Source organism: Marinobacter daqiaonensis (genome assembly GCF_900115285.1).
Lineage (GTDB): Bacteria > Pseudomonadota > Gammaproteobacteria > Pseudomonadales > Oleiphilaceae > Marinobacter > Marinobacter daqiaonensis.
This window is the reverse complement of the sequence record NZ_FOYW01000001.1, coordinates 2,410,008-2,431,428: the sequence shown is the minus strand read 5'-3', so window position 1 is coordinate 2,431,428 and position 21,421 is coordinate 2,410,008. Positions and strand designations below refer to the sequence as shown.

Annotated in this window: 18 protein-coding genes; 16 read left to right on the top strand and 2 right to left on the bottom strand. The window is 62.4% G+C overall.

Annotated features, from left to right (window positions below; all coding sequences use genetic code 11):
- Position 1: 1 nt before the first annotated feature.
- The 14 genes from BM346_RS11080 to BM346_RS11015 all read left to right on the top strand — a co-directional run bounded on the left by BM346_RS11080 (position 2) and on the right by BM346_RS11015 (position 15,582).
- Positions 2 to 418, top strand: coding sequence for an NADH-quinone oxidoreductase subunit A (locus BM346_RS11080; protein ID WP_092012214.1), 417 nt, complete (start codon positions 2 to 4; stop codon positions 416 to 418).
- Between the two features lie 72 nt (positions 419 to 490).
- A complete protein-coding gene (locus BM346_RS11075) occupies positions 491 to 1,168 on the top strand; it encodes an NADH-quinone oxidoreductase subunit B (protein ID WP_092012211.1) in 678 nt (225 codons plus the stop codon).
- Between the two features lie 138 nt (positions 1,169 to 1,306).
- Positions 1,307 to 3,034: an NADH-quinone oxidoreductase subunit C/D gene (gene nuoC, locus BM346_RS11070; RefSeq protein WP_228704329.1), complete on the top strand. Its 1,728-nt coding sequence runs from the start codon at positions 1,307 to 1,309 to the stop codon at positions 3,032 to 3,034.
- Position 3,035: 1 nt separating this feature from the next.
- On the top strand, positions 3,036 to 3,548 hold the full coding sequence (gene nuoE, locus BM346_RS11065; RefSeq protein ID WP_092012205.1) for an NADH-quinone oxidoreductase subunit NuoE: 513 nt from the start codon (positions 3,036 to 3,038) through the stop codon (positions 3,546 to 3,548).
- Positions 3,549 to 3,556: 8 nt separating this feature from the next.
- Positions 3,557 to 4,927: an NADH-quinone oxidoreductase subunit NuoF gene (gene nuoF, locus BM346_RS11060; RefSeq protein ID WP_406812894.1), complete on the top strand. Its 1,371-nt coding sequence runs from the start codon at positions 3,557 to 3,559 to the stop codon at positions 4,925 to 4,927.
- A 53-nt stretch (positions 4,928 to 4,980) separates the two neighbouring features.
- A complete protein-coding gene (nuoG, locus tag BM346_RS11055) occupies positions 4,981 to 7,728 on the top strand; it encodes an NADH-quinone oxidoreductase subunit NuoG (RefSeq protein ID WP_092012200.1) in 2,748 nt (915 codons plus the stop codon).
- Entirely contained in the window at positions 7,725 to 8,708 is a 984-nt protein-coding gene (gene nuoH / locus BM346_RS11050) for an NADH-quinone oxidoreductase subunit NuoH (RefSeq protein ID WP_092012197.1), read from the top strand. Before nuoG ends, nuoH begins: the two co-directional genes overlap by 4 nt.
- Before the next feature lie 10 nt (positions 8,709 to 8,718).
- Positions 8,719 to 9,288: an NADH-quinone oxidoreductase subunit NuoI gene (gene nuoI, locus BM346_RS11045; protein WP_092012193.1), complete on the top strand. Its 570-nt coding sequence runs from the start codon at positions 8,719 to 8,721 to the stop codon at positions 9,286 to 9,288.
- An 18-nt stretch (positions 9,289 to 9,306) separates the two neighbouring features.
- A complete protein-coding gene (nuoJ, locus tag BM346_RS11040) occupies positions 9,307 to 9,831 on the top strand; it encodes an NADH-quinone oxidoreductase subunit J (protein ID WP_092012190.1) in 525 nt (174 codons plus the stop codon).
- Positions 9,828 to 10,136 carry an NADH-quinone oxidoreductase subunit NuoK gene (nuoK, locus tag BM346_RS11035; protein WP_092012187.1) on the top strand — a complete coding sequence of 103 codons (309 nt, stop codon included), beginning with the start codon at positions 9,828 to 9,830 and terminating at the stop codon, positions 10,134 to 10,136. The genes nuoJ and nuoK overlap by 4 nt, the downstream gene beginning before the upstream one ends.
- Positions 10,133 to 12,001 (top strand): NADH-quinone oxidoreductase subunit L, encoded by a 1,869-nt coding sequence (gene nuoL / locus BM346_RS11030; RefSeq protein WP_092012184.1) that lies wholly within the window; start codon positions 10,133 to 10,135, stop codon positions 11,999 to 12,001. Before nuoK ends, nuoL begins: the two co-directional genes overlap by 4 nt.
- Positions 11,998 to 13,527: an NADH-quinone oxidoreductase subunit M gene (nuoM, locus tag BM346_RS11025; protein ID WP_092012181.1), complete on the top strand. Its 1,530-nt coding sequence runs from the start codon at positions 11,998 to 12,000 to the stop codon at positions 13,525 to 13,527. The genes nuoL and nuoM overlap by 4 nt, the downstream gene beginning before the upstream one ends.
- Positions 13,527 to 14,963, top strand: a complete 1,437-nt coding sequence (nuoN, locus tag BM346_RS11020) for an NADH-quinone oxidoreductase subunit NuoN (protein ID WP_092012179.1) — start codon at positions 13,527 to 13,529, stop codon at positions 14,961 to 14,963. Before nuoM ends, nuoN begins: the two co-directional genes overlap by 1 nt.
- Positions 14,964 to 15,159: 196 nt before the next feature.
- Complete coding sequence (locus BM346_RS11015) at positions 15,160 to 15,582, top strand: MAPEG family protein (RefSeq protein WP_092012176.1); 423 nt, start codon at positions 15,160 to 15,162, stop codon at positions 15,580 to 15,582.
- Between the two features lie 152 nt (positions 15,583 to 15,734).
- On the opposite strand, the gene BM346_RS11010 is transcribed toward BM346_RS11015, so the two are convergent.
- A complete protein-coding gene (locus BM346_RS11010; protein WP_175510256.1) occupies positions 15,735 to 16,742 on the bottom strand; it encodes an alpha/beta hydrolase in 1,008 nt (335 codons plus the stop codon).
- Positions 16,743 to 17,249: 507 nt separating this feature from the next.
- On the opposite strand from BM346_RS11010, the gene BM346_RS11005 reads away from it, so the two are divergent.
- Together BM346_RS11005 and BM346_RS11000 are read left to right on the top strand one after the other, a co-directional pair.
- The gene (locus BM346_RS11005; RefSeq protein ID WP_092012170.1) at positions 17,250 to 18,500 is read left to right on the top strand and encodes an HPP family protein; all 1,251 of its coding nucleotides are present in this window, start codon (positions 17,250 to 17,252) and stop codon (positions 18,498 to 18,500) included.
- A gap of 68 nt (positions 18,501 to 18,568) precedes the next feature.
- The gene (locus BM346_RS11000) at positions 18,569 to 19,303 is read left to right on the top strand and encodes a VC0807 family protein (RefSeq protein WP_092012167.1); all 735 of its coding nucleotides are present in this window, start codon (positions 18,569 to 18,571) and stop codon (positions 19,301 to 19,303) included.
- A gap of 32 nt (positions 19,304 to 19,335) precedes the next feature.
- Here the strand turns inward: BM346_RS11000 and BM346_RS10995 are convergent, their stop codons facing one another.
- Positions 19,336 to 21,336, bottom strand: a complete 2,001-nt coding sequence (locus tag BM346_RS10995; RefSeq protein ID WP_092012164.1) for a pectate lyase family protein — start codon at positions 21,334 to 21,336, stop codon at positions 19,336 to 19,338.
- Between the last annotated feature and the right edge of the window lie 85 nt (positions 21,337 to 21,421).

Genomic DNA, 21,421 nt, shown 5'->3' with positions numbered 1-21,421 from the left:
CATGGCCGAGAACGTTACCGACATTCTGGCCCACCACTGGGCCACCGGCTTCTTCGTGTTCGCCACCCTGGGCCTGTGCGCCTTCATGGTGGTGGCGTCCGCGCTGCTGGGCGGTCGTAGCCAGGGCGTCAGCAAGTCTCTGCCTTTCGAATCCGGCATCGTTGGAACCGGCGATGCCCGGCAGCGCTTTTCCGTCAAGTTCTACCTGGTCGCGATGCTGTTCGTGATCTTCGATCTTGAGGCCGTGTTCCTGTTCGCCTGGGCCATTGTCATCCGCGAGGTTGGCTGGACCGGCTTCTGGGGCGCGGCGATCTTCATCCTGATCCTGCTGGCCGGCCTCATCTACGACAGCCGCACCGGCGCCCTGGACTGGGCCCCGGAACCAGCAGAAGGCGGATCCCGGAAGCCGGCAGGCTGAACCAACGCATCACAGATGGCGACAACCCGGCGGCGCCCGAGCCTCCGGGAACGATGTCCATGGAGGCGTACCATGTCCTATACCCTGACAAGGGCCGACAAAGAGCCAGCCGGCGACACCCGTTACCCGGCCCGGCAGCAGACACCGGCTGAAGATCCGGTCAAGCGGCAGCTTGAGCGCAACGTCTTTACCGGCAAGCTCAGCGAGGTGCTCAATTCGGCGGTCAACTGGGGACGCAAGAATTCACTGTGGCCCTACAATTTCGGGCTGTCCTGCTGTTACGTGGAGATGACCACCGCCTTCACCTCGCCCCACGACATTGCCCGCTTCGGCTCGGAGGTGATACGCGCCTCCCCCCGGCAGGCGGATTTCATGGTGATTGCCGGCACCTGCTTCATCAAGATGGCCCCTGTCATCCAGCAGCTCTACGATCAGATGCTGGAGCCCAAGTGGGTGATTTCCATGGGCTCCTGTGCCAATTCCGGTGGCATGTATGACATCTATTCAGTGGTTCAGGGTGTCGACAAGTTCCTGCCGGTGGATGTCTACGTGCCCGGCTGCCCGCCCCGGCCCGAGGCCTTCCTGCAGGGCCTGCAGCTGCTTCAGGACTCCATCCAGGAGGAGCGCCGTCCGCTGTCATGGGTGGTGGGCGACCAGGGCGTCTACAAGGCGGACATGCCCTCCCAGCGTGAAAAGTGGCGGGACCGCAGGATCCAGGCCACCGAACTGAGGACACCGGACAAACTCTGACCGGTCAGGTTCCGGCCTGGGAGCGCCGTGCAACCGCGTGCTCTGAACCGCTAACCGGGGACTTCCCAGAAACACCAGGAGCTCGATCAAGGCATGATCACAGACACCGTCGATAACCCGCTCCCGACCGGGGATCCGATGATCAAGGCCCTACTGGAGCGCTTCCGGGAGGGTGTCTGTCATGTCCAGCAGACCCGCACCGGGCTGCCGGTCTTGTGGGTGCGCCGTGACTCTCTCACCGATATGCTGAGCTTCCTGAAGTCGCAGCCCTCACCGTTTTCAATGCTCTATGACCTGTCTGCCGTGGACGAGCGCCTGCGCACCCATCGCGAGGGCCTGCCGCCGGCGGACTTCACGGTCTTCTACCACCTGATGTCGGTGGAACGGAATGAGGACCTGATACTCAAGGTCGCCCTGACGGAGGAAGACCTCAGGGTGCCCAGCGTGGCGCCGGTGTTCGCCAATGCCAACTGGTACGAGCGGGAAATCTGGGACATGTTCGGCATCGGGGTCACCGGCCACCCCCACCTGGAACGCATCCTGATGCCGCCCACCTGGACCGGTCATCCCCTGCGCAAGGACTATCCCGCCCGGGCCACCGAATTCGACCCCTACGCCCTGACCGTGGCCGGCCAGGAGACCGAGCAGGAGGCCATGCGCTTCGACCCCGAACACTGGGGCATGGCCCGGGAGCGGGACGGCGTTGAGTTCATGTTTCTCAACCTGGGCCCCAACCACCCATCCGCCCACGGCGCGTTCCGGTTGGTGCTGCAACTTGATGGCGAGGAGATCGTCGACTGCGTTCCGGACATCGGCTATCACCATCGGGGGGCCGAGAAGATGGCCGAGCGCCAGTCCTGGCACAGCTTCATCCCCTACACCGACCGCGTGGACTACACCGGTGGCGTGATGAACAACCTGCCCTATGTGCTGGCGGTGGAAAAGCTCGCCGGGATCGAGGTGCCGGACCGGGTCAAGACCATCCGGGTGATGATGGCGGAAATGTTCCGGATCAGCAGCCACCTGCTGTTCCTGGGCACCTATCTGCAGGACCTGGGAGCCATGTCGCCGGTGTTCTTCACGTTCAGCGACCGTCAGCGGGCCTACAAAGTGATCGAGGGAATTACCGGCTTCCGGATGCACCCGGCCTGGTATCGCATCGGCGGTGTCGCACAGGACCTGCCCCGGGGGTGGGAAAACCTGGTTCAGGAGTTCCTCGACTGGATGCCTCCCCGGCTGCGGGAATATGAGAAGGCGATGATGGAGAACGCGCTGGTCCGGGAGCGGACCCGCCACGTGGCCGCCTTCAATACCGCCGATGCCCTGGAGTGGGGGGTTACCGGCCCCAACCTGCGTGCCACCGGCTGTAACTTCGATCTGCGCAAGCAGCGGCCTTACTCGGGCTACGACAACTTCGAGTTCGAGATTCCCCTGGGTGAGAACGGCGACGTCTTCGACCGTGGCCAACTGCGTATCGAAGAGATGCGCCAGAGCCTGCGCATCATTCAGCAGTGCGTCAAGCTCATGCCTGCCGGCGACTACAAGGCGGACCATCCGCTGACCACGCCACCGCCCCGGGAGCGCATGCTGCAGCACATCGAAACCCTGATCACCCATTTCCTGCAGGTGTCCTGGGGGCCGGTACTCAAACCCAATGAGTCCCTGCAGATGGTGGAAGCCACCAAGGGCATAAACAGCTATTACCTCACCAGTGACGGCAACACCATGAGCTACCGCACCCGCATCCGTACCCCGAGTTTTCCGCACCTGCAGCAGATACCGGCGGTAATGCGGGGCGGCTTTGTGCCCGACCTGATCGCCCACCTGGGCAGTATCGACTTCGTGATGGCAGACGTGGACCGCTGAAATGGCAGCAAGAGCAGCAACAACCGGGATTATCGGCAGCGACGGCTTCGAGCTTCATCCGGCGGATGAACGAGCGATGCTGGAGGAAGTGCATCACTTCGAGCAGCCCCAGGCCGCCTGCATCGAGGCCCTGAAAATCGTCCAGCGCCGCCACGGCTGGGTTCCCGACGGAGCCATCAGTGCCATAGCCCGGGTGCTGGGCATAGGCCCGGCAGCAGTGGAAGAAGTGGCGACTTTCTACAGTCTGATCTTCCGCCAGCCGGTGGGCCGTCATGTGATTCTGGTGTGCGACAGCAGCTCCTGCTTCCTCACCGGTTTCGACGCCCTGAAGCAGGCGCTGGTGACGCAGCTGGGCATCGATTATGGCCAGACCACGCCGGATGACCGCTTCACACTATTGCCGGTCTGCTGCCTGGGCGCCTGCGACGGTGCCCCCGCTCTGATGATTGATGACGACACCTACGGGCCGGTCAGTCCTGATGATCTGCCCGGCCTGCTGGAGGATTACCCATGACCGGCGCCATGGCCAGCCAGCGAAACTCCCTGCGCTACCGCAGCCGGCTGATGCAGCCAGAGAGCGAGCGCAGCGCCGACACCCACCCGCTCACCTGGCGCCTGAGGGATGACGGCGAGGTGGTCTGGCTGGACGAATACCTGGGCAAGGACGGCTACCAGTCTGTCCGCAGGGCCCTCAGCGAAGGAGATCCCCAGGCGATTATTGCCGCAATGAAGGATGCCAACGTCCGGGGCCGGGGCGGGGCCGGCTTTCCCGCGGGCCTCAAATGGAGCCTGACCCTGCAGGGCGACGATATGCCCCGGGGTTACCTGATCTGCAACGCCGACGAGATGGAGCCAGGTACCTTCAAGGACCGCCTGCTCATGGAGCAGCAGCCCCATCTGCTGATCGAGGGGATGATTCTCGGAGCCTACGCCAATAATTCCCGTTCTGGTTACATTTTCCTGCGGGGTGAATACGTGGAATCGGCCCGGGTGCTCAACCAGGCCCTGCAGGAAGCCCGCGAGGCCCGCTGGCTGGGCAACGACATCGACGGCAGCGGCTTTGACTTCGACATCGTGGTACACACCGGTGCCGGACGGTACATCTGCGGCGAGGAAACGGCGCTGATCAGCTCCCTGGAAGGCAAGCGGGCGAACCCCCGCGCAAAGCCTCCGTTTCCCGGCCAGTCGGGCGCCTGGGGCAAACCGTCCGTGGTCAATAACGTGGAAACCCTTTGCAACGTGCCGGCGGTCATCCTCAACGGCGCCGACTGGTACCAGGCGCTGTCCGGCGACCGCACGGACGACGGCGGTAGCAAGCTCTACGGGATCTCCGGACCGGTACATCGGCCAGGACTCTGGGAACTGCCCATGGGCACCACGGGACGGGAGATTATCGCGCTGGCCGGAGGCCTGCGGGGCGACCACAAGCTCAAGGCCTGGCTGCCCGGTGGCGCCAGTACCGGCTTCCTGCTGCCGGAACACCTGGACCTGCCTCTGGATTTCGACACCGTAGGCAAGGAGGGCAGCCGTCTCGGCACCGGCCTGCTGACGGTGGTACCGGAAAACCAGAGCATGGTGGCACTGATGCGCAACCTGGAGGCGTTTTTCGCCCGTGAGTCCTGCGGCTGGTGTACCCCCTGCCGCGACGGACTGCCCTGGACAGTGAAACTCCTGCAGGCTCTTGAGCACGGCGAAGGCGAGGAAGGGGACATTGAGCTGCTGGACAAACTGGCAGCGGATTGCGGTCCCGGACTGACGTTCTGCGCCCACGCCCCCGGGGCTGCCATGCCGCTGGAGACCGCCCTGAAGCACTTCCGGCATGAGTTCGAGCAGGGCATCACCCAGTCCCGGGGACCGGCCCACCAGGATCCCATTCCGGTGGGTTCAGTATGAACAGGGCCAGGGCCAATCTGACAGGTACGATCAGGAGAGGGTAGAACCATACCATGGCAATCATTCATGTGGACGGACAGAGCTACGAAGTGAACGGGGCCCAGAACCTGCTCCAGGCCTGCCTGTCCCTTGGCCTGGACATTCCCTATTTCTGCTGGCACCCGGCCATGGGCAGTGTCGGTGCCTGCCGCCAGTGCGCTGTGCGCCAGTACAAGGACGAAGACGACGACACGGGCATGCTGGTGATGTCCTGCATGACCCCGGCAGAGGACCAGACCCGGATCGACATTGAGGACGACGAGGCCCGTGCCTTTCGTGCCAGTGTGGTGGAGTGGCTGATGATCAACCACCCCCACGACTGCCCGGTCTGCGAGGAGGGCGGCCATTGCCATCTGCAGGACATGACGGTGATGACCGGCCATGACCGACGCCGCTACCGTTTCCGCAAGCGCACCCGCCGCAATCAGTACCTCGGGCCGTTCATTGCCCATGAGATGAACCGCTGCATCACCTGCTACCGCTGCGTGCGCTTCTACAATGACTATGCCGGCGGCACCGACCTTGGAGCCTTCGGTGCCAAGGACAACGTCTACTTCGGCCGCTATGAGGATGGTATTCTGGAGAATGAGTTCGCCGGCAACCTCACCGAGGTGTGTCCCACCGGCGTCTTCACCGACAAGAGCCATTCCGAGCAATACACCCGCAAGTGGGACCTGCAGTTCGCGCCGGGTATCTGCCATCAGTGCGCCGTCGGCTGCAACATCAGCCCCGGTGAACGCTACGGTGATATCCGCCGCATCGAGAACCGCTATCACGGCGAAGTGAATGGTTACTTCCTCTGCGACCGCGGCCGCTTCGGCTATGGCTATGTGAACCGGGAGGACCGGCCCAGGCTGCCGGAATGGCGGGAAACACCCCGGAGCGAACCTGCCAGCCTGGAAGTGGACACCGCCCTGGCACGGATCAGCGATTCCCTGCGCCACGCCCGCCGGGTCATTGGTATCGGTTCGCCCCGGGCCAGTCTGGAGAGCAACCACCAGCTTCGGGCCCTGGTTGGCAGCGAGAATTTCTCCACCGGCATCGAGGCCGACGAACAGGCCTGTCTGGAGCTGATGAACCACCTCCAGCAAAGCGCCGGCCTGGCCACGCCCACGCCACGGCAGATTGAAGATCACGACGCCGTGCTGGTGCTGGGCGAGGACCCCATCCAGAGCGCCGCGCGGCTTGGCCTCAATATCCGCCAGGCGGTCCTGTCCCGAAGGGTCAGCTTCGGGGAGAAAATCGGTGTACCCGCCTGGAACGCCGAAGCGCTGAAGACCCTTGGTCAGGACCGGTATCACCCGCTCTTCATCGCCTGGCCGGCGCCCACGGGCCTGGACGACGTGGCCGAAGACCGGCTTGCCATGGCGCCGGACGACATCGCCCGGCTGGGCTTTGCCGTGGCTCATTGTATCGACCCGGCTGCACCGGCGGTAGCGGGTCTGGACGAGGCCAGCACGAAGTCGGCACGGCGGATAGCCGACATCCTGATGGCGGCGGAACGGCCCCTGCTGGTCAGTGGTGGCTCACTTTGCTCCATCGCCATCCTGCAGGCTGCCGGCGCAATTGCCCAGGCCCTGTCCCGCCGGGCCAGGCGTGGCGGACTGATGCTGATCCGTCGCGAGGCCAACAGCACCGGGCTCTCGCTGATGGGCGGACCACCCCTGGACTGGGCCCTGGAGGAACTGGAGCAGGGCCGGGCCGATGCGGTGGTGGTGCTGGAAAACGACCTCTACCAGCGCAGACCCCGGGAGCAGGTGGACCAGGCCCTGGCCGCTGCCGAGATAAAAGTGGTGCTGGACCACCAGCGTACACCAACGCTGGAACAGGCAAGCTTCATTCTGCCCGCGGCCAGTTTTGCCGAGGCCGACGGCACCCTGGTGAACCTGGAGGGACGGGCCCAGCGCTTCTTCCAGGTTTTCGACCCCGGCTACCTGCGTCCGGAAACCCGGCTCCATGAAAGCTGGCGCTGGCTCCATGCCCTGACCGCAAAGCTCCAGGATGGCGTTCCACCGGAGATTACCCTCGATACCGTCACCCAGGCCTGCGCCGTGGAATTCCCCGCTCTGATCGGCATCACTGCGGCGGCGCCGGGATCGGACTACCGGGTAGAGGGCCTGAAGCTGGCCCGGGAGCCTCATCGCTACAGCGGTCGCACGGCCATGCGGGCCAATCTCAACGTGAACGAACCGCGGCCGGCGCAGGACCCGGACACCGCCTTTGCTTTCTCCATGGAGGGTTACAGCGGCTCGGAGCGGCCCCGGCAGCAGGTACCCTTCGCCTGGGCGCCGGGCTGGAACTCTCCCCAGGCCTGGAACAAGTTCACGGATGAGGTGGGCGGCCACCTGCGCGGCGGGGATCCCGGTATACGCATCCTGCACCGCCAGCCGGTCCGGTTCGACTATCCGAAGGAGATTCCGCCAGCCGCCTCCCATGACGCGGAGTCCTTGCGGGCGCTGATCCTGCCACGCCTGTTCGGCGGCGAGGAAACCTCATCCCTGGCCGAGCCCATCCGGCAACGGATGACGTCGCCTGTGGTCCTGCTTTCGCCGGACGATGCCGAGGCCCTGGAGCTGCGGGAGGGGGACCTGCTCAGGATAGAACTGGCAGGGGAGAGCCGGATTCTTCCGCTGGTGGAGCAGCCGGGGTGGCCTCGGGGCTGGGCCGGCCTGCCCGCCGGCCTGATTCCCGGGCTCGCCCAGGGGACCAGGCTTCCGACGCCGGGCAGGATGGATGAAACCACGCCGGGAGGGCCGTCATGAACTGGTGGACACCCGAAATTGCAGCCGTGCTCTGGGCCATGTTCCAGGCCCTGGTGATCCTGCTGGGGGCGGTTCTCCTCGGGGCCGTGCTGACCGTTGTGGAACGGCGCCTGCTGGGGCTGTGGCAGGACCGTTATGGCCCCAACCGGGTTGGCCCTTTCGGAACACTTCAGCTGGTGGCGGACATGATCAAGATCTTCTTCAAGGAAGACTGGATTCCGCCCTTCGCCGACCGGCCCCTGTTCGTGATCGCGCCGGTGATCGCCTTCGCCTCGCTGTTGCTGTCATTCATCATCATCCCCATCACCCCGGGCTGGGGCGTAGCAGACCTTCACATCGGGCTGCTGTTCTTCCTGGCCATGGCGGGCATCAACGTCTACGCCGTGCTGCTCGGGGGCTGGGCCAGCGGTAACAAGTATGCCCTGCTGGGCGCGCTGCGAGCCTCGGCCCAGACCCTCTCCTACGAAGTATTCATGGGGCTGTCGCTGATGGGCGTGGTGGCCCTGGCCGGCTCCTTCAACCTGCGGGACATCGTCGCCGCCCAGGAAGGCTTCTGGTTCGTCATTCCCCAGTTCTTCGGCTTCGCCACCTTTTTGATTGCCGGTATCGCGGTGACCCACCGGCACCCCTTCGACCAGCCGGAAGCGGAGCAGGAACTGGCTGACGGCTATCATGTTGAATACTCCAGTATGAAGTTCGGCATGTTCTTCATAGGCGAATACGTGGGCATGCTGCTGGTCTCGGCGCTGATCGTGACGCTGTTCTTCGGGGGCTGGCATGGGCCCCTGCTGCCGCCGATCCTGTGGTTCGCCATCAAGACCGGCTTCTTCCTGATGCTGTTCATCCTGCTGCGGGCCTCGCTGCCCCGGCCCCGTTATGACCGGGTGATGAACTTCGGATGGAAGATCTGCCTGCCCCTGACCCTGATCAACCTGCTGGCAACCGGCGCCGTCATCCTGCTGGTTGCCCCGGATGCCTGAGGAGGACCCGATGAAAGAGAACAAGGTCCCGTACATCAAGTCCGTGCTCTGGCTCGTGCCAGCCACCTGGTCCCAGTTGCGTACGCTGGGCATGGTGTTCATGCACAGTTTCCGCAAACGGGAGACGGTGAATTACCCGGAGGAGGAGGTTTACCTGCCACCCCGGTACCGGGGCAGGATTGTGCTGACCCGTGACCCCGACGGCGAGGAGCGTTGCGTCGCCTGCAACCTCTGCGCGGTGGCCTGTCCGGTGGACTGCATTTCACTACAGAAGGGCGAGCAGGAGGACGGCCGCTGGTATCCGGAATTCTTCCGCATCAATTTTTCACGGTGCATCTTCTGCGGCATGTGCGAGGAAGCCTGCCCCACCTCCGCCATCCAGCTGACACCGGACTTCGAGATGGGCGAGTACGATCGCCAGCAACTGGTCTACGAGAAAGAGGATCTGCTGATCAACGGCCCCGGAAAGGACCACGACTACCACTTCTACAAGGTGGCGGGCATGGCCATCGGCGGCAAGGACAAGGGCCAGGCCCAGAACGAGGAGGCACCGGAAGATGTGCGATCGCTGTTGCCATAACCGGGAGGGGGTAGCCTGATGGAACTGGCCTTCTACCTCAGTGGCCTGGTGGCGGTACTGGCCACCATCGGCGTAATCACCGGCACCAGCCCGATTCATGCGGTGGTCTATCTGATCGTCTCGCTGATTGCCGTCGCCCTGGTGTTCTTCGCCCTGGGGGCCCCCTTTGCCGGCGCCCTGGAAATCATTGTCTACGCCGGCGCCATCATGGTGCTGTTCGTGTTCGTGGTGATGATGCTCAACCTGCGATCCGACACCAGAGGGGACCAGCCCTGGCTGCATCCCCGTCACTGGCTGGGGCCATCCCTGCTGGCCCTGGTCCTCCTCGGTGCGCTGGTGGCCCTCCTGGCCCAGGGCAGTGTGGATCGGGTGATCGAGGGGGAATTGCTCACCGCCCGCTCGGTGGCCCTGACCCTGTTCGGGCCCTGGCTGATGGTGGTGGAGCTGTCAGCGATCCTGTTGTTGGCCGCCCTGGTAACGGCATCCCATGTGGGCCGCCGCAACAACCCCGTGCAAAACCGCAACCGTGGAGGCAACCAATGAATGGCATCCCCATGGAGCATGGCCTGATTCTGGCCTCGGTCCTGTTCAGTCTGGGTCTGGCGGGACTGATGCTGCGGCGCAACATGCTGTTCGTGCTGATGAGCCTGGAGGTGATGCTCAATTCCGCTGCCCTGGCCTTTGTGGTGGGCAGCACCGCCTGGAACCAGCCAGACGGCCAGGCCATGTTCCTGCTGGTGATTACCCTGGCGGCAGCCGAAGCCAGCGTCGGCCTGGCACTGATGATCCAGCTCTACCAGCGTTTCCATTCCCTTAACCTGGATGCAGCCAGCAGGATGCGCGGATGATGGCACCAGCAGTCGTACTCTCGTTCCTTCTGCCACTGGCGGGTACTCTCCTGCTCGCCCTGTCGGCGGGCCGACTGGGAGCCCGGACCAGTGCCACCATCGGGGTGGCCAGTGTGGGGCTGGCGGCCCTGGCCACGGCCTGGGCGGTGACCCTGTATCCGGGCTCGCCGGAAAATGTCACCCTGTGGACCTGGATCGCGGTGGGCGACTTCCGGCCCACCATTGGTCTGGCTGTGGACGGGCTGGCCCTGATGATGATGTCGGTGATCACCGGCGTCGGCTTCCTGATCCACCTGTTTGCCGCCTGGTACATGAAAGGGGAGGCCGGCATCGCAAGGTTTTATGCCTGGATGAACCTGTTCGTGTTCAGCATGTTGCTGCTGGTGCTGGGGGACAACCTGCTGCTGCTCTTCCTGGGCTGGGAAGGGGTCGGACTGTGCAGTTACCTGCTGATCGGCTACTACTACCACAACAGCGCCAACGGTCAGGCCGCCTTCAAGGCTTTCATCGTGACCCGCATCGGCGATGTCTTCCTGGCTTTGGGTCTGTTCCTGATTTTCCGGGAGCTGGGAACCCTGGATATCGGGGAGATCCTGGTGCGGGCACCGCAACTGTGGCAGGAGGGCAGCACCACCGCCAATATTGCGGCCCTGCTGGTGCTGGGCGGGGCCCTGGGCAAGTCCGCCCAGGTTCCGCTGCACACCTGGCTGCCGGATGCCATGGCGGGTCCCACTCCGGTGTCCGCCCTGATCCACGCCGCCACCATGGTCACCGCCGGTGTCTACCTCATTGCCCGCCTCAACGGGCTGTTCCTGCTGGCGCCCGATGTGCTCCTGCTGGTAGGTGTGATTGGCGCGGTGTCGATGCTGCTCGCCGCCTTCGCCGCCCTGGCCCAGACCGACATAAAACGGGTGCTGGCCTATTCCACCATGAGCCAGATTGGCTACATGTTTCTGGCCCTGGGAGTAGGGGCCTTTGATGCCGCCATTTTCCATCTGGTGACCCACGCCTTTTTCAAGGCACTGCTGTTCCTTTCCGCCGGGGCAGTGATTATCAGTTGCCATCACGAGCAGGACATGGCCCGTCTCGGCGGTCTCTGGCGCCGGCTGCCCGTGGCCTATGGCGGCTTCCTGGTGGGCGGCTCGGCCCTGGTGGCTCTGCCGCTGGTCACTGCGGGCTTCTACAGTAAGGACGAGATTCTCTGGCAGGCCATGGCGGCCGGCAACAATGGCCTCCTGCTGGCTGGGCTGCTGGGTGCCGTGCTCACCGGGATCTACACCGTGAGGCTTATTCTGGGCACCTTCCATGGCGAAGCCGGCAGTGACCATTCCCGCCATCCCGAGCCGGGCACCAACCTCATTACCCACCACCTGCCCCTGGTTGTACTGGCGATACTCTCCACATTTATCGGCGCCTGGCTCTATCCTGGGCTGGACAGGCTTTTTCCCTCCGCGCCGGGCGAGGGCGTGGAGGAGGGTCATACCCTGCTGCAGGTGCTGGCCATCGGCGCAGTCGTTGCCGGCCTGGCGTTAGCGGGCTGGCTGTTCATGATGCGCCGGGAATGGCTGCAGCGCCAGGCCAGTCACGGTACTGGCCGCCGTCTCTGGTCGGTGTGGCACCACGCCTGGGGCTTTGATGGCCTGTTCGACCGGCTGCTGGTAAGACCCTGGCAACTGATGGTGAATCTGCTCAGGCACGACCTGGTCAATCTGGCCATGAACCTGCCTGCGCTGATCGCCCGGGTCCTGAACGCCGGGCTGGTAAGGACCCAGAATGGACGGATGCGCAGTTACGCCACGGTCATGGTGCTCGGCGTCACCGTTATCCTGGCGGTCCTGGCTCTGGCGCCGGGAGGTGCGGCATGATCCTGGTCTGGCTGATCCTGATTCCGTTCCTCGGCGGCCTGTTTTGCTGGCAGGCGGAGCGCTGGGGCGATAAGGCACCCCGCTGGATTGCCCTGGCCACCATGCTCTTCGTGCTGGTGATCAGCATCGTCCTGTGGTGGACCGGGGACTTCAGCCTGCCGGATGGCGGCCAGAGCCCCTGGTTGCTGGAATGGCGAGCGCCCTGGATTCCCCGCTTTGGCATCGAAATCCACCTGGCCCTGGACGGGCTCTCCCTGATCCTGGTGGCCCTGACCGGCTTCCTGGGCGCCCTGGCGGTACTGTGCTCCTGGCATGAAATCGCCCACCGGGTCGGGTTCTTCCATCTCAACCTGCTGTGGATTCTCGGCGGCGTGGTGGGCGTGTTCCTGGCCCTGGACCTGTTCCTGTTCTTCCTGTTCTGGGAAATGATGCTGGTGCCGATGTACTTCCTGATCGCCCTCTGGGGCCACAGCGGCTCCGCCGGCCATACCCGGATACGGGCGGCCACCCGCTTCTTCATCTACACCCAGGCCAGTGGCCTGTTGATGCTGGTGGCCATCCTCACGCTGGTGTTCGTGCACTACGCCAACACCGGCGTTTTCTCGTTCAGCTACGACGTTTTGCGGGGCACCGACGTACCGGACGCCCTGGCCCCCTGGCTGATGCTGGGCTTCTTCATCGCCTTTGCGGTCAAACTGCCGGTGGTGCCTTTCCACGGCTGGCTGCCCGATGCCCATGCACAGGCGCCCACGGCCGGCAGCGTGGACCTGGCGGGCATCCTTCTGAAAACCGCCGCCTACGGCATTCTCCGCTTTGCCCTGCCGCTGTTTCCGGAGGAGTCGCAGGCCTTCGCCCCGGTGGCCATGACCCTGGGGCTGGTGGGAATCATCTACGGCGCCGTTCTCGCCTGTGGGCAGCAGGACATCAAGCGACTGATCGCCTACACCAGCATCTCCCACATGGGCTTTGTGCTGATCGCGCTCTATTCCGGGTCCGAACTGGCGATCCAGGGAGCCGTGGTGCTGATGGTGGCCCATGCCTTTTCCAGCGCCGGGCTGTTCATTCTCAGCGGGCAGATCTATGAGCGTCTCCACACCCGCGATATGCGCATCATGGGCGGGCTCTGGGGACGGATACCCATACTGCCGGGATTCACCCTGTGTTTTGTGGCGGCATCCCTGGGCATGCCGGCCACTGCCAACTTCGTTGGAGAATTCATGATCCTGTTCGGAACCTTCCCCACTGCACCGGTGGTGGTGGTGATTGCCAGCGGCGGGCTGGTGCTGGCGGCCATCTATTCGCTGCTGCTGATGCAGCGGGTCCACTTCGGCCCGGTTCACCGCCAGGGCTCCCTGCCCGGGCCGGACCTGCGTGAATACGGCATGATGCTGGCATTGGTGGCACTGGTGCTGCTCGTGGGCCTTTATCCACAGCCGCTGCTGGACACCACCGCGGCTGTCTCGGGGCCGGCAGCGGAGCTGTTCACCGACGGCAAGCTGTCCACGCTGGCAGGGGAGGTGGACTGATGCTGACCCTGAACAGTCTTCTCGCCGTTTTGCCACTGATCATTGTGGCTACCACCGCCGTTGTGGTCATGCTGGGGATTGCCTGGCAGCGCCACCATGGCGTCACCGCCCTCGTTTCCGCCGCGGGCCTGGTGCTTGCCCTGCTTGCCCTGCCCATGGCCTATGGCGCACCGGAGTCACCACCCCTGATGCAGGTGGATGGCCTGGCGATCATGGCCAGTACCCTTGTTTTGCTATCAGCGCTGGTCACCGTGGCCCTCAGTCACCACTACCTGACCGGATACCTCGGACCACGGGAGGAGTTCTACCTGCTGTTGCTGTGCGCGGTGACCGGCGCCCTGGGCCTGGTGGCCAGCGATCACCTGGCCACCCTGTTCATCAGCCTGGAACTGCTGTCGATGCCGCTTTACGGGATGCTGGCCTACAGCTTCCGGGCAGAGCGTTCACTGGAGGCGGGGATCAAGTACCTGATCCTCTCCGCCGCCGCCACGGCCTTCCTCCTGTTCGGCATGGCATTGATCTATGCCCGTACCGGTCGCCTTGACCTGGCGGGACTGGCGGCCGGCCTTGCCGCAAGTCCCGATAGCTGGACCCTGGCCGGGGCCGCCCTCATGCTGGCGGGGCTGGGGTTCAAGCTCTCGGTAATACCTTTCCATCTGTGGACACCGGACGTGTATCAGGGTGGCCCCGCACCGGCCACTATTTTCCTCGCCACGGTCAGCAAACTGGCGGTTTTTGCGGTGCTGATACGGCTGGTGCTGACGGCGCCAATATTTGAGAGTGAATGGTTACTCACTCTGATAAGCCTGCTGGCTCTGATTACCATGCTTGGCGGCAACCTGCTGGCGCTGTTCCAGTCCAACCTCAAGCGGCTGCTGGGCTATTCCTCCATTGCCCATTTCGGCTACCTGCTGGTAGCCGTGGTGGCCGGTGGCTCCCTGGCGGTGGAAACCACCGGCGTCTATCTGGTCACCTACCTGGCGACAACCCTGGCAGCCTTTGGTGTGGTGACCCAGGTGTCCAGCCCCTTCAGCGGAGAGGACGCCGCCGGTCTGCACCACTACCGGGGTCTGTTCTGGCGTCGGCCCTGGCTGGCGGCCGTCATGACAGTCAGCTTCCTGTCACTGGCGGGCATTCCGCTGACAGCGGGCTTCATCGGCAAATTCTACGTGATCGCCCTGGGTGTGGCGGACAGTCGCTGGTGGCTGGTGGGCGGGATCGTTGCCGGCAGTGCCATCGGCATTTTCTACTACCTGCGGGTAATGGTCACCCTCTATATGCCCGAGCCGGGCATGCGCCGGAGAGACGCCACCAACGACTGGGGCAACCGCGTCGGCGGCCTGACCCTGCTGGCCACTGCGGTGGTGATCCTCCTTCTGGGTATCTATCCTGCACCCATGATTGACTGGGTGGTTGGGCTGTCGGCGGTGCCGTGAGAATGGAGGTTGCGGGATACCGCCGGATCAGCCGGGCCCATGAATGTCCTCGATGTCATAGCCCCGGCACAAGGCGGGAATCGTCTGTTCCGGTCTTCCCCTTGAAATATGCAGTCGGTTACCTTTTTCTCTACAACCCATACCATCACGTTGCGAGACCGCTATCTCGCTCCACATCAGAAAACCGGGAAAAATCATGGACCAGACAATCTTTTGGTACGCCCTGGCCACGGTGTTGCTCTTCTTCAAAATGTTCGCCACTTCCGCTTACCAGGCCTTTCACCGAATCGGGAAAATGACCTTCAAGATCCCTGAAGATGCTGCCTTTGTCGGTCGTGAGCCGGCGAGAGAGGAATTACCTCAAGTCCAGAGAGCGGCCCGGGCCTGGCTGAATGATCTCGAGAATATTCCCATTTTCCTGGGCCTGGGGGTGGCTTACATTCTGGTGGGTGCATCCCCTGAAATGGCGGCCTGGCTCTTCCTGGTGTTTACCGGAGCCCGCTACCTTCATACAGTATTTTACCTGGGCGGAATCCAGCCGTGGCGTACGGTGGCGTTCGCGGTAGGCGTGGTTTGTTTATTTATCATGAGTATCCAGATTCTTGCGGCAATCATCTAGCCGACGGGCCTTCATTGAACGCCAGATGCGGCGCTGAGAGGGCTGGATTGCCCCGTAGCAAACCACACCGGGGAGGAAGCCTCTCCCCGGTGTGCTGCCAGTGCCACTATTGAGGCACCGTGTCGGCGAGGACTGGCCCGCGGGTCAGCGGGTCAGCGGGTCAGATCATTGAGCCAGGCCAGGACATCCTCCTGCACCTGCTCACGATTGGTTTCGTTCAGCAGTTCGTGGCGGGCATCGTCGTAGAATTCATGCTCGACCCTGGTCAGACCCAGCGCTTTATAGCGCTCAAGCAGGGCCCTGGTGCCTTCCAGGTTATTTCCCACGGGGTCCAGTTCCCCCTGGATGACCAGCACCGGCAGATCCTTCGGAATGGCCTGCTCGCGGGCAGGGTCCCGCAGATCCGCCATGCCCTGGAAGAAATCCCGCACCAGTTCGTTGCTGAATGCGAACCCGGACTGGGGATCATCCAGGTATTTCTGCACTTCAGCCTCGTCACGACTCAGCCACTGGAAGCCGGGTTCGTCGCTGAACGGTTTGTTGAAGTCGGTGAAAATACCGGCCCAGACCTGGGAGTCCGCCAGTGGTGCCTCTCCGGCAGCTGCGTCCAGGGCCTCGAGCAGGTCCTGGGGTGGGGGCGGACCGTAGGCGGTGCCAGACAATACCAGACCGTCGATCAGCTCCGGCTGGCGGGTAATGTAATCCTGCGCTATGAATGACCCCAGGCTATGGCCGAACAGCACCAGATCCGCATCGGGATGTTCGTCACGAATGACGGTACTCAGTTGCATCTCGTCCCTGACAAAGCTGTTCCAGGCATCGGGACCGGCGTCACCCAGCTCCTCGGAGCGTACCCGGGTGCGGCCATGACCGCGATGGTCCGTGGCATAGACCGCGTAGCCATGGCGGTTCAGGAACTGGGCAAAACGGTCATAGCGTCCGCTATGCTCCGCAGCCCCATGGACAACCTGCACCACGGCGTGTGGCTCGGACGTCGCAGGCCAGTACCGGTAGTGAACCCCGGTGCCATCGGATGCTTCCATCACTCGCCATTCAACGGCACCCGCCATTGCCATGCCTCCTGAGAGCAACACTCCAAAAAACGCCATCGCCAGCTTGCCGGCGAGCCGGCGTGAACCCCGAAATTCCATCCCTTGCATGTTCCTTCTCCGGTTGATTGTTGTTCGTGTTGTTAGGCCAACCATGTTCGGATCTGTTCGTTTTTCCGCGCTTGTATTCGGTATCGAATATAGCAGGGCGCATCCTGAAAGCAACCAAAGCTATGACGCCCGTGCCACTTGATCCCAGGACACCGTTCGGGTCTCATCGCGGAATACTGGTAAACTGCGTTTCAGGATTCGGTAGCCACCACTCAGGCGTGACGGGGCCCATCTTGATACCGGCCATCAGCGGCACGATGCCCTCCGGCTCTATTTGAACAAGGGCTTCATGTTGAACCCTCACCATATGAGTAGGAGCCTCCGGTAAGCCCGATCGGACCCCCGGATGCGGTTACCGACAGAACGTCCACTAAAAAGAAGGCCGGGTAAGGCCCGATGCAAGTGAAAGCGGCTGAATTGTCCGGGTTTTCTGGTATATGATGCACCAATATGGAACAGGCGGAGCCCCTTTTTGGGTCAGGACGCCGGCCACCATGGTGATCATCTATGCCCGACAACATAAGAAAAAGAGCCGGGGCGCGCCTCTTTCTCCGCAAACTCCTGGAGTTCACCGGCGTGGGGGTATCGGGCCGTCAGTCCCTCTCCTCTTTACCGCTGATTGACCGGCTCAAGATCGGAATAGCGGCAGCAATTTCCATTCTCGCGGTGATCCTGTTCAGTCAGCAGTTTTCGTCCACCCCTCACTGGCCGGTGCTGGTTGCCTCCATGGGCGCCTCAGCGATTCTACTGTTCGCCCTTCCCAACAGCCCGCTGGCCCAGCCCTGGTCATTTGTCGGTGGCCACCTGTTGCCTGCCGCCATTGGTGTCGCCTGCGCGCAGTTTTTCCCCGATCTGGCCATCGCGGCCGCGGCCACGGTGGGCATCAGCCTTTTCGCGATGTATCTCTTCGAATGTGTGCATCCCCCGGGGGGAGCCGCCGCTCTGGTGCCTGTCATTGCCGCTCAGGACCAGCCTCTGGGCTTCGACTTTGTCTTTTACCCCGTAGGCCTGAACGTACTCGTCATGCTGGCCATAGCCATTATGCTGAACCGCTACTGGCTCGGTAAATCCTATCCGGTACCTCCTGTCAGGGAAGAAGACCCCGCCCACAGGCACAATGACCCGAGTCCAATGAAACGCCTTGGTATTCGGCCGGAAGACCTCCATCACGCACTGAGTGAATACACCTCTTTCCTCGACGTCAATGAACAGGACCTGAACCAGCTCTACGGCATGGCCCAGAGCATTGCGTACAGACGGCGAATGGGGGAGGTGACCTGTGCCGATATTATGTCCACCGACCTTATCACCGTGGAATACGGTACAGACCTTGAGGATGCCTGGGCGTTGTTACGGTACCACAAGGTAAAAATACTGCCAGTGGTGGACCGGGCACACCGGATTACCGGAGTGATCTCGCTGGTGGACTTCCTGAAACGGGCCAATCTGAAGACCTATCGGACGTTCGCGGAAGATATCGAGGCCTTCCTCCGTAAAAGCTCACCGTTCACCCCCACTGAAAAACCGGAGGTTGTCGGCCAGATCATGGCGACAGAGGTCTTTTCGGCTCGCCAGAGTGACCATATAGCCAACCTGGTACCGTTACTGTCCGACAAGGGACTTCATCATATCCCTATCGTCGATGCCGAGGATCGGCTGGTAGGTATGGTCACCCAGTCCGACCTGATTGCGGCCCTCTACAACCGGGAACTTCCGGATGACCCTCCAGCCCGGGGAAACGTTGCTGCTGCGCAGTGATCAACCAAAACTCCTGCCATAGCCGTGTTATCATCCTGCCCAAAGCACGTTAACGGCAGGCGCTGGCAATGACCGAACACTCCAAGAATATCCCCGACCACAAACCCCGCCCCTGGGTGGACCTGCTGGTCAGTATCATTATCCCCTCGGTAATCCTGATGAAGCTCAGCGGCGATGAGTACCTGGGCAATACCTGGGCGTTGCTGGTGGGCCTGGCGTTTCCCATGGGATGGGGTCTGTTCGAACTGATTCGTTATCGCAAAAAGAACTTCATTGCCGTCCTCGGGGTTATCAGTGTAGGCCTGACCGGGGGTATCGGCCTGCTGGCCATCGATGCCCGGTGGCTGGCTATCAAGGAAGCGGCCGTTCCCCTGGCGATTGGCATCGCGGTGCTGATCTCCACCCGCACCCGATATCCCCTGGTGCGCACCCTGCTTTATAACCCCAATGTTCTGGATACGGCAAAGATTCAGCAGTCGCTGAAGGAGCGGGGGTGCGAGGAGGAATTCGACAGCCGGCTGCTGAAGGCCAGTTATTTCTTTGCAGGAACGTTCCTGTTTTCGGCCATCATGAATTACATTCTGGCCCGCTGGATCGTAACAAGCCCGTCCGGAACCCAGGCCTTCAACGAGGAACTCGGTCGCATGACCCTGGTGAGTTACCCGATGATCGCCATTCCCTCCATGGTCATGATGATCGCCATTTTCTTCTATCTGTGGCGCAGCATCCGGCGCCTGACCGGTCATACATTGGAAGAAGTGCTCGCCCCCCATCTCGCCGAGAAAGAGGACCGGAAAAGTTAAGGGGCCTTCCCGTTGAAGGCCCCTTAACCGGACTAGTTGCAGTCAACCGCGCTTACGGCCAGGCCCTCCAGTTGAATCCGGTCAATATTCGGCAGGCCGCTGTCGTTGGTGGCTCGCAGAGCGATTCGGTTTGCCCCCGTACCCAGAGTGACCGATAACACCGCGGTATCCCGGTAGCTGTTCCAGGCGCCGGTGGACCGGAAGTCCTCCGCCGTTACCCAACGGTCGTTGACGTACAGTGATCCGGAGCGGGCTGTTGCTCCGTTGGCGAACCGCACCACCAGATCATAGTGTCCCGCCTCCGCTACGTTGACCTGCCAGGCCACCCCGGTCCCGTAGACGTTGCTGGTGTTGGCATAGCCCGCACCGCTAAAGCCGGCATGCTCGCTCTCGATGACGCCGTCCACACCACAGAAACCGGGTTGGTTTTCCTCCAGCACCAGCTGCTGGGGCTCCGGTTCGCCCTGGTCCGGTGTCGATGGCGATCCACTGTCGTTGTCGCCGGTTCCCGGTGCCGCATTGTACAGCTCGATTTCCGCAATCCGGGGCGCAGCAGCGGCATTGAGAATCTCCAGGTCCAGCTTGTAGATGTTTTGGGTTCCAAGTCCCGTGATGGTGGTCTCCGTGCCCAGCCTTTGCCCGCTGGCGAGCACCTCACCGGTTTCGTGGTTTACTAGTCGCCAGTTTCGGGTGGCGTCATTCAGCTCCCGGATAACAACCGTGTTAAAAGGCGCCATACGTTTCACCGAGATCCGCTCACCGCTGGTCGAAGCCGGTTGCCAGAAACTGCCGGTGTCACCGTCAATGGCATTGCCGTAACTGGAACCACTCGCCTTGCTGCTGCCATCGGCACCGGCCGACAAGGAGAGGTTCTCTCCCCGGTCTCCCGGATTCGGATCGGGCATTCCCGGGTCCGGGCTGCCAGGCTGTTCTGGCTTCGGCTGCTCCGGTTCGGGCGGTTCCGGTGTGGGGTCCGGTGTCGGCGTTGTCGGTGGCACCGGTGTGGTGGCCTCACAGCTTCCGTCAGACGTCCGCAAACCCTTGCCCGCGCCGGCGGTGGCCATCACGATGTCCCTGACACAGGTAATGTCATCCAGGGTGTAGCGATAGGGGGGCTGGTAGCGGGTTGTGGAGACCATGGCCTCGCCGGCCACCGGACCGCTGTTATCGTTCCAGTAAACCCCATCCAGGAAGTTGTTCGTCAGGTCCCAGAAACCGATTTCATCACTGTAAAAGGACACTATCGGGTTGTTGGCGTTTTCAAAATGATTGTTCTCAATCCGGAGTCGCGCGCTCATCCGGCTGTTGATGCCACTATCGATTACGTTGTAATAGTAGTTATTGAAAATATGGCCTTCGCCGAAACGGAAGAGGGGGGCTCTTGAATTGATGTTTTCCCAACGGTTGTGGTGGAAGGTTATCAAACGCTGCCCTTGGTCACTGTCACTGGAACCATGAAGGCTGGCTTTCCAGCTGTCATGGAAATAGTTGTAAGAGATCGTGATGTATTCCGAACCTCGCTTGGTATCCAGCAGTCCGTCGTAGTGATCCTTGTCGACATCCAGTGAGGCATACAACTCGTTGTGGTCGATCCAGATATTGCTGCTACCGCCCTCGACACTGATAGCGTCCTTGTCGCCGGTGTCCACGTGATGGATGATCAGGTTACGAATGATGATGTTATGAGCGCGGGAGAGCTTGATGCCGATTCCGTCGAATTCCGCGCCGCCAGGCGCACCAAGGACGGTAACGTTACGCACGTCCTTGAGGTCGATCTTGGACTCACCCGTGTTGTCGGGGGTAATTCGTCCTTCAACCAACACCGTCAGCGGAGTATCTGAATTGCGCTGTTCCTTGAGCACGTCGTAAAGTTCAGCACCGGTCCTGACGGTGACCGTTTCACCACCGGCTCCACCGGTGGTGCCGCCGTTGAGGGATGCAAAACCAACCGGCCCACTTGCCACAGCGTGGCTGGTGGGACTGGCCAGTGCCAATACTGTGGTGAGCAGGGTACTTCCTATAAGGGTTCTCATACCGACCTCCTGTTGTCGATAGCGCTAATCTCCCGTCCGGGTAATTGGTTGACCTACCCGGGCGGGACATCAAGGTTACTTTTCG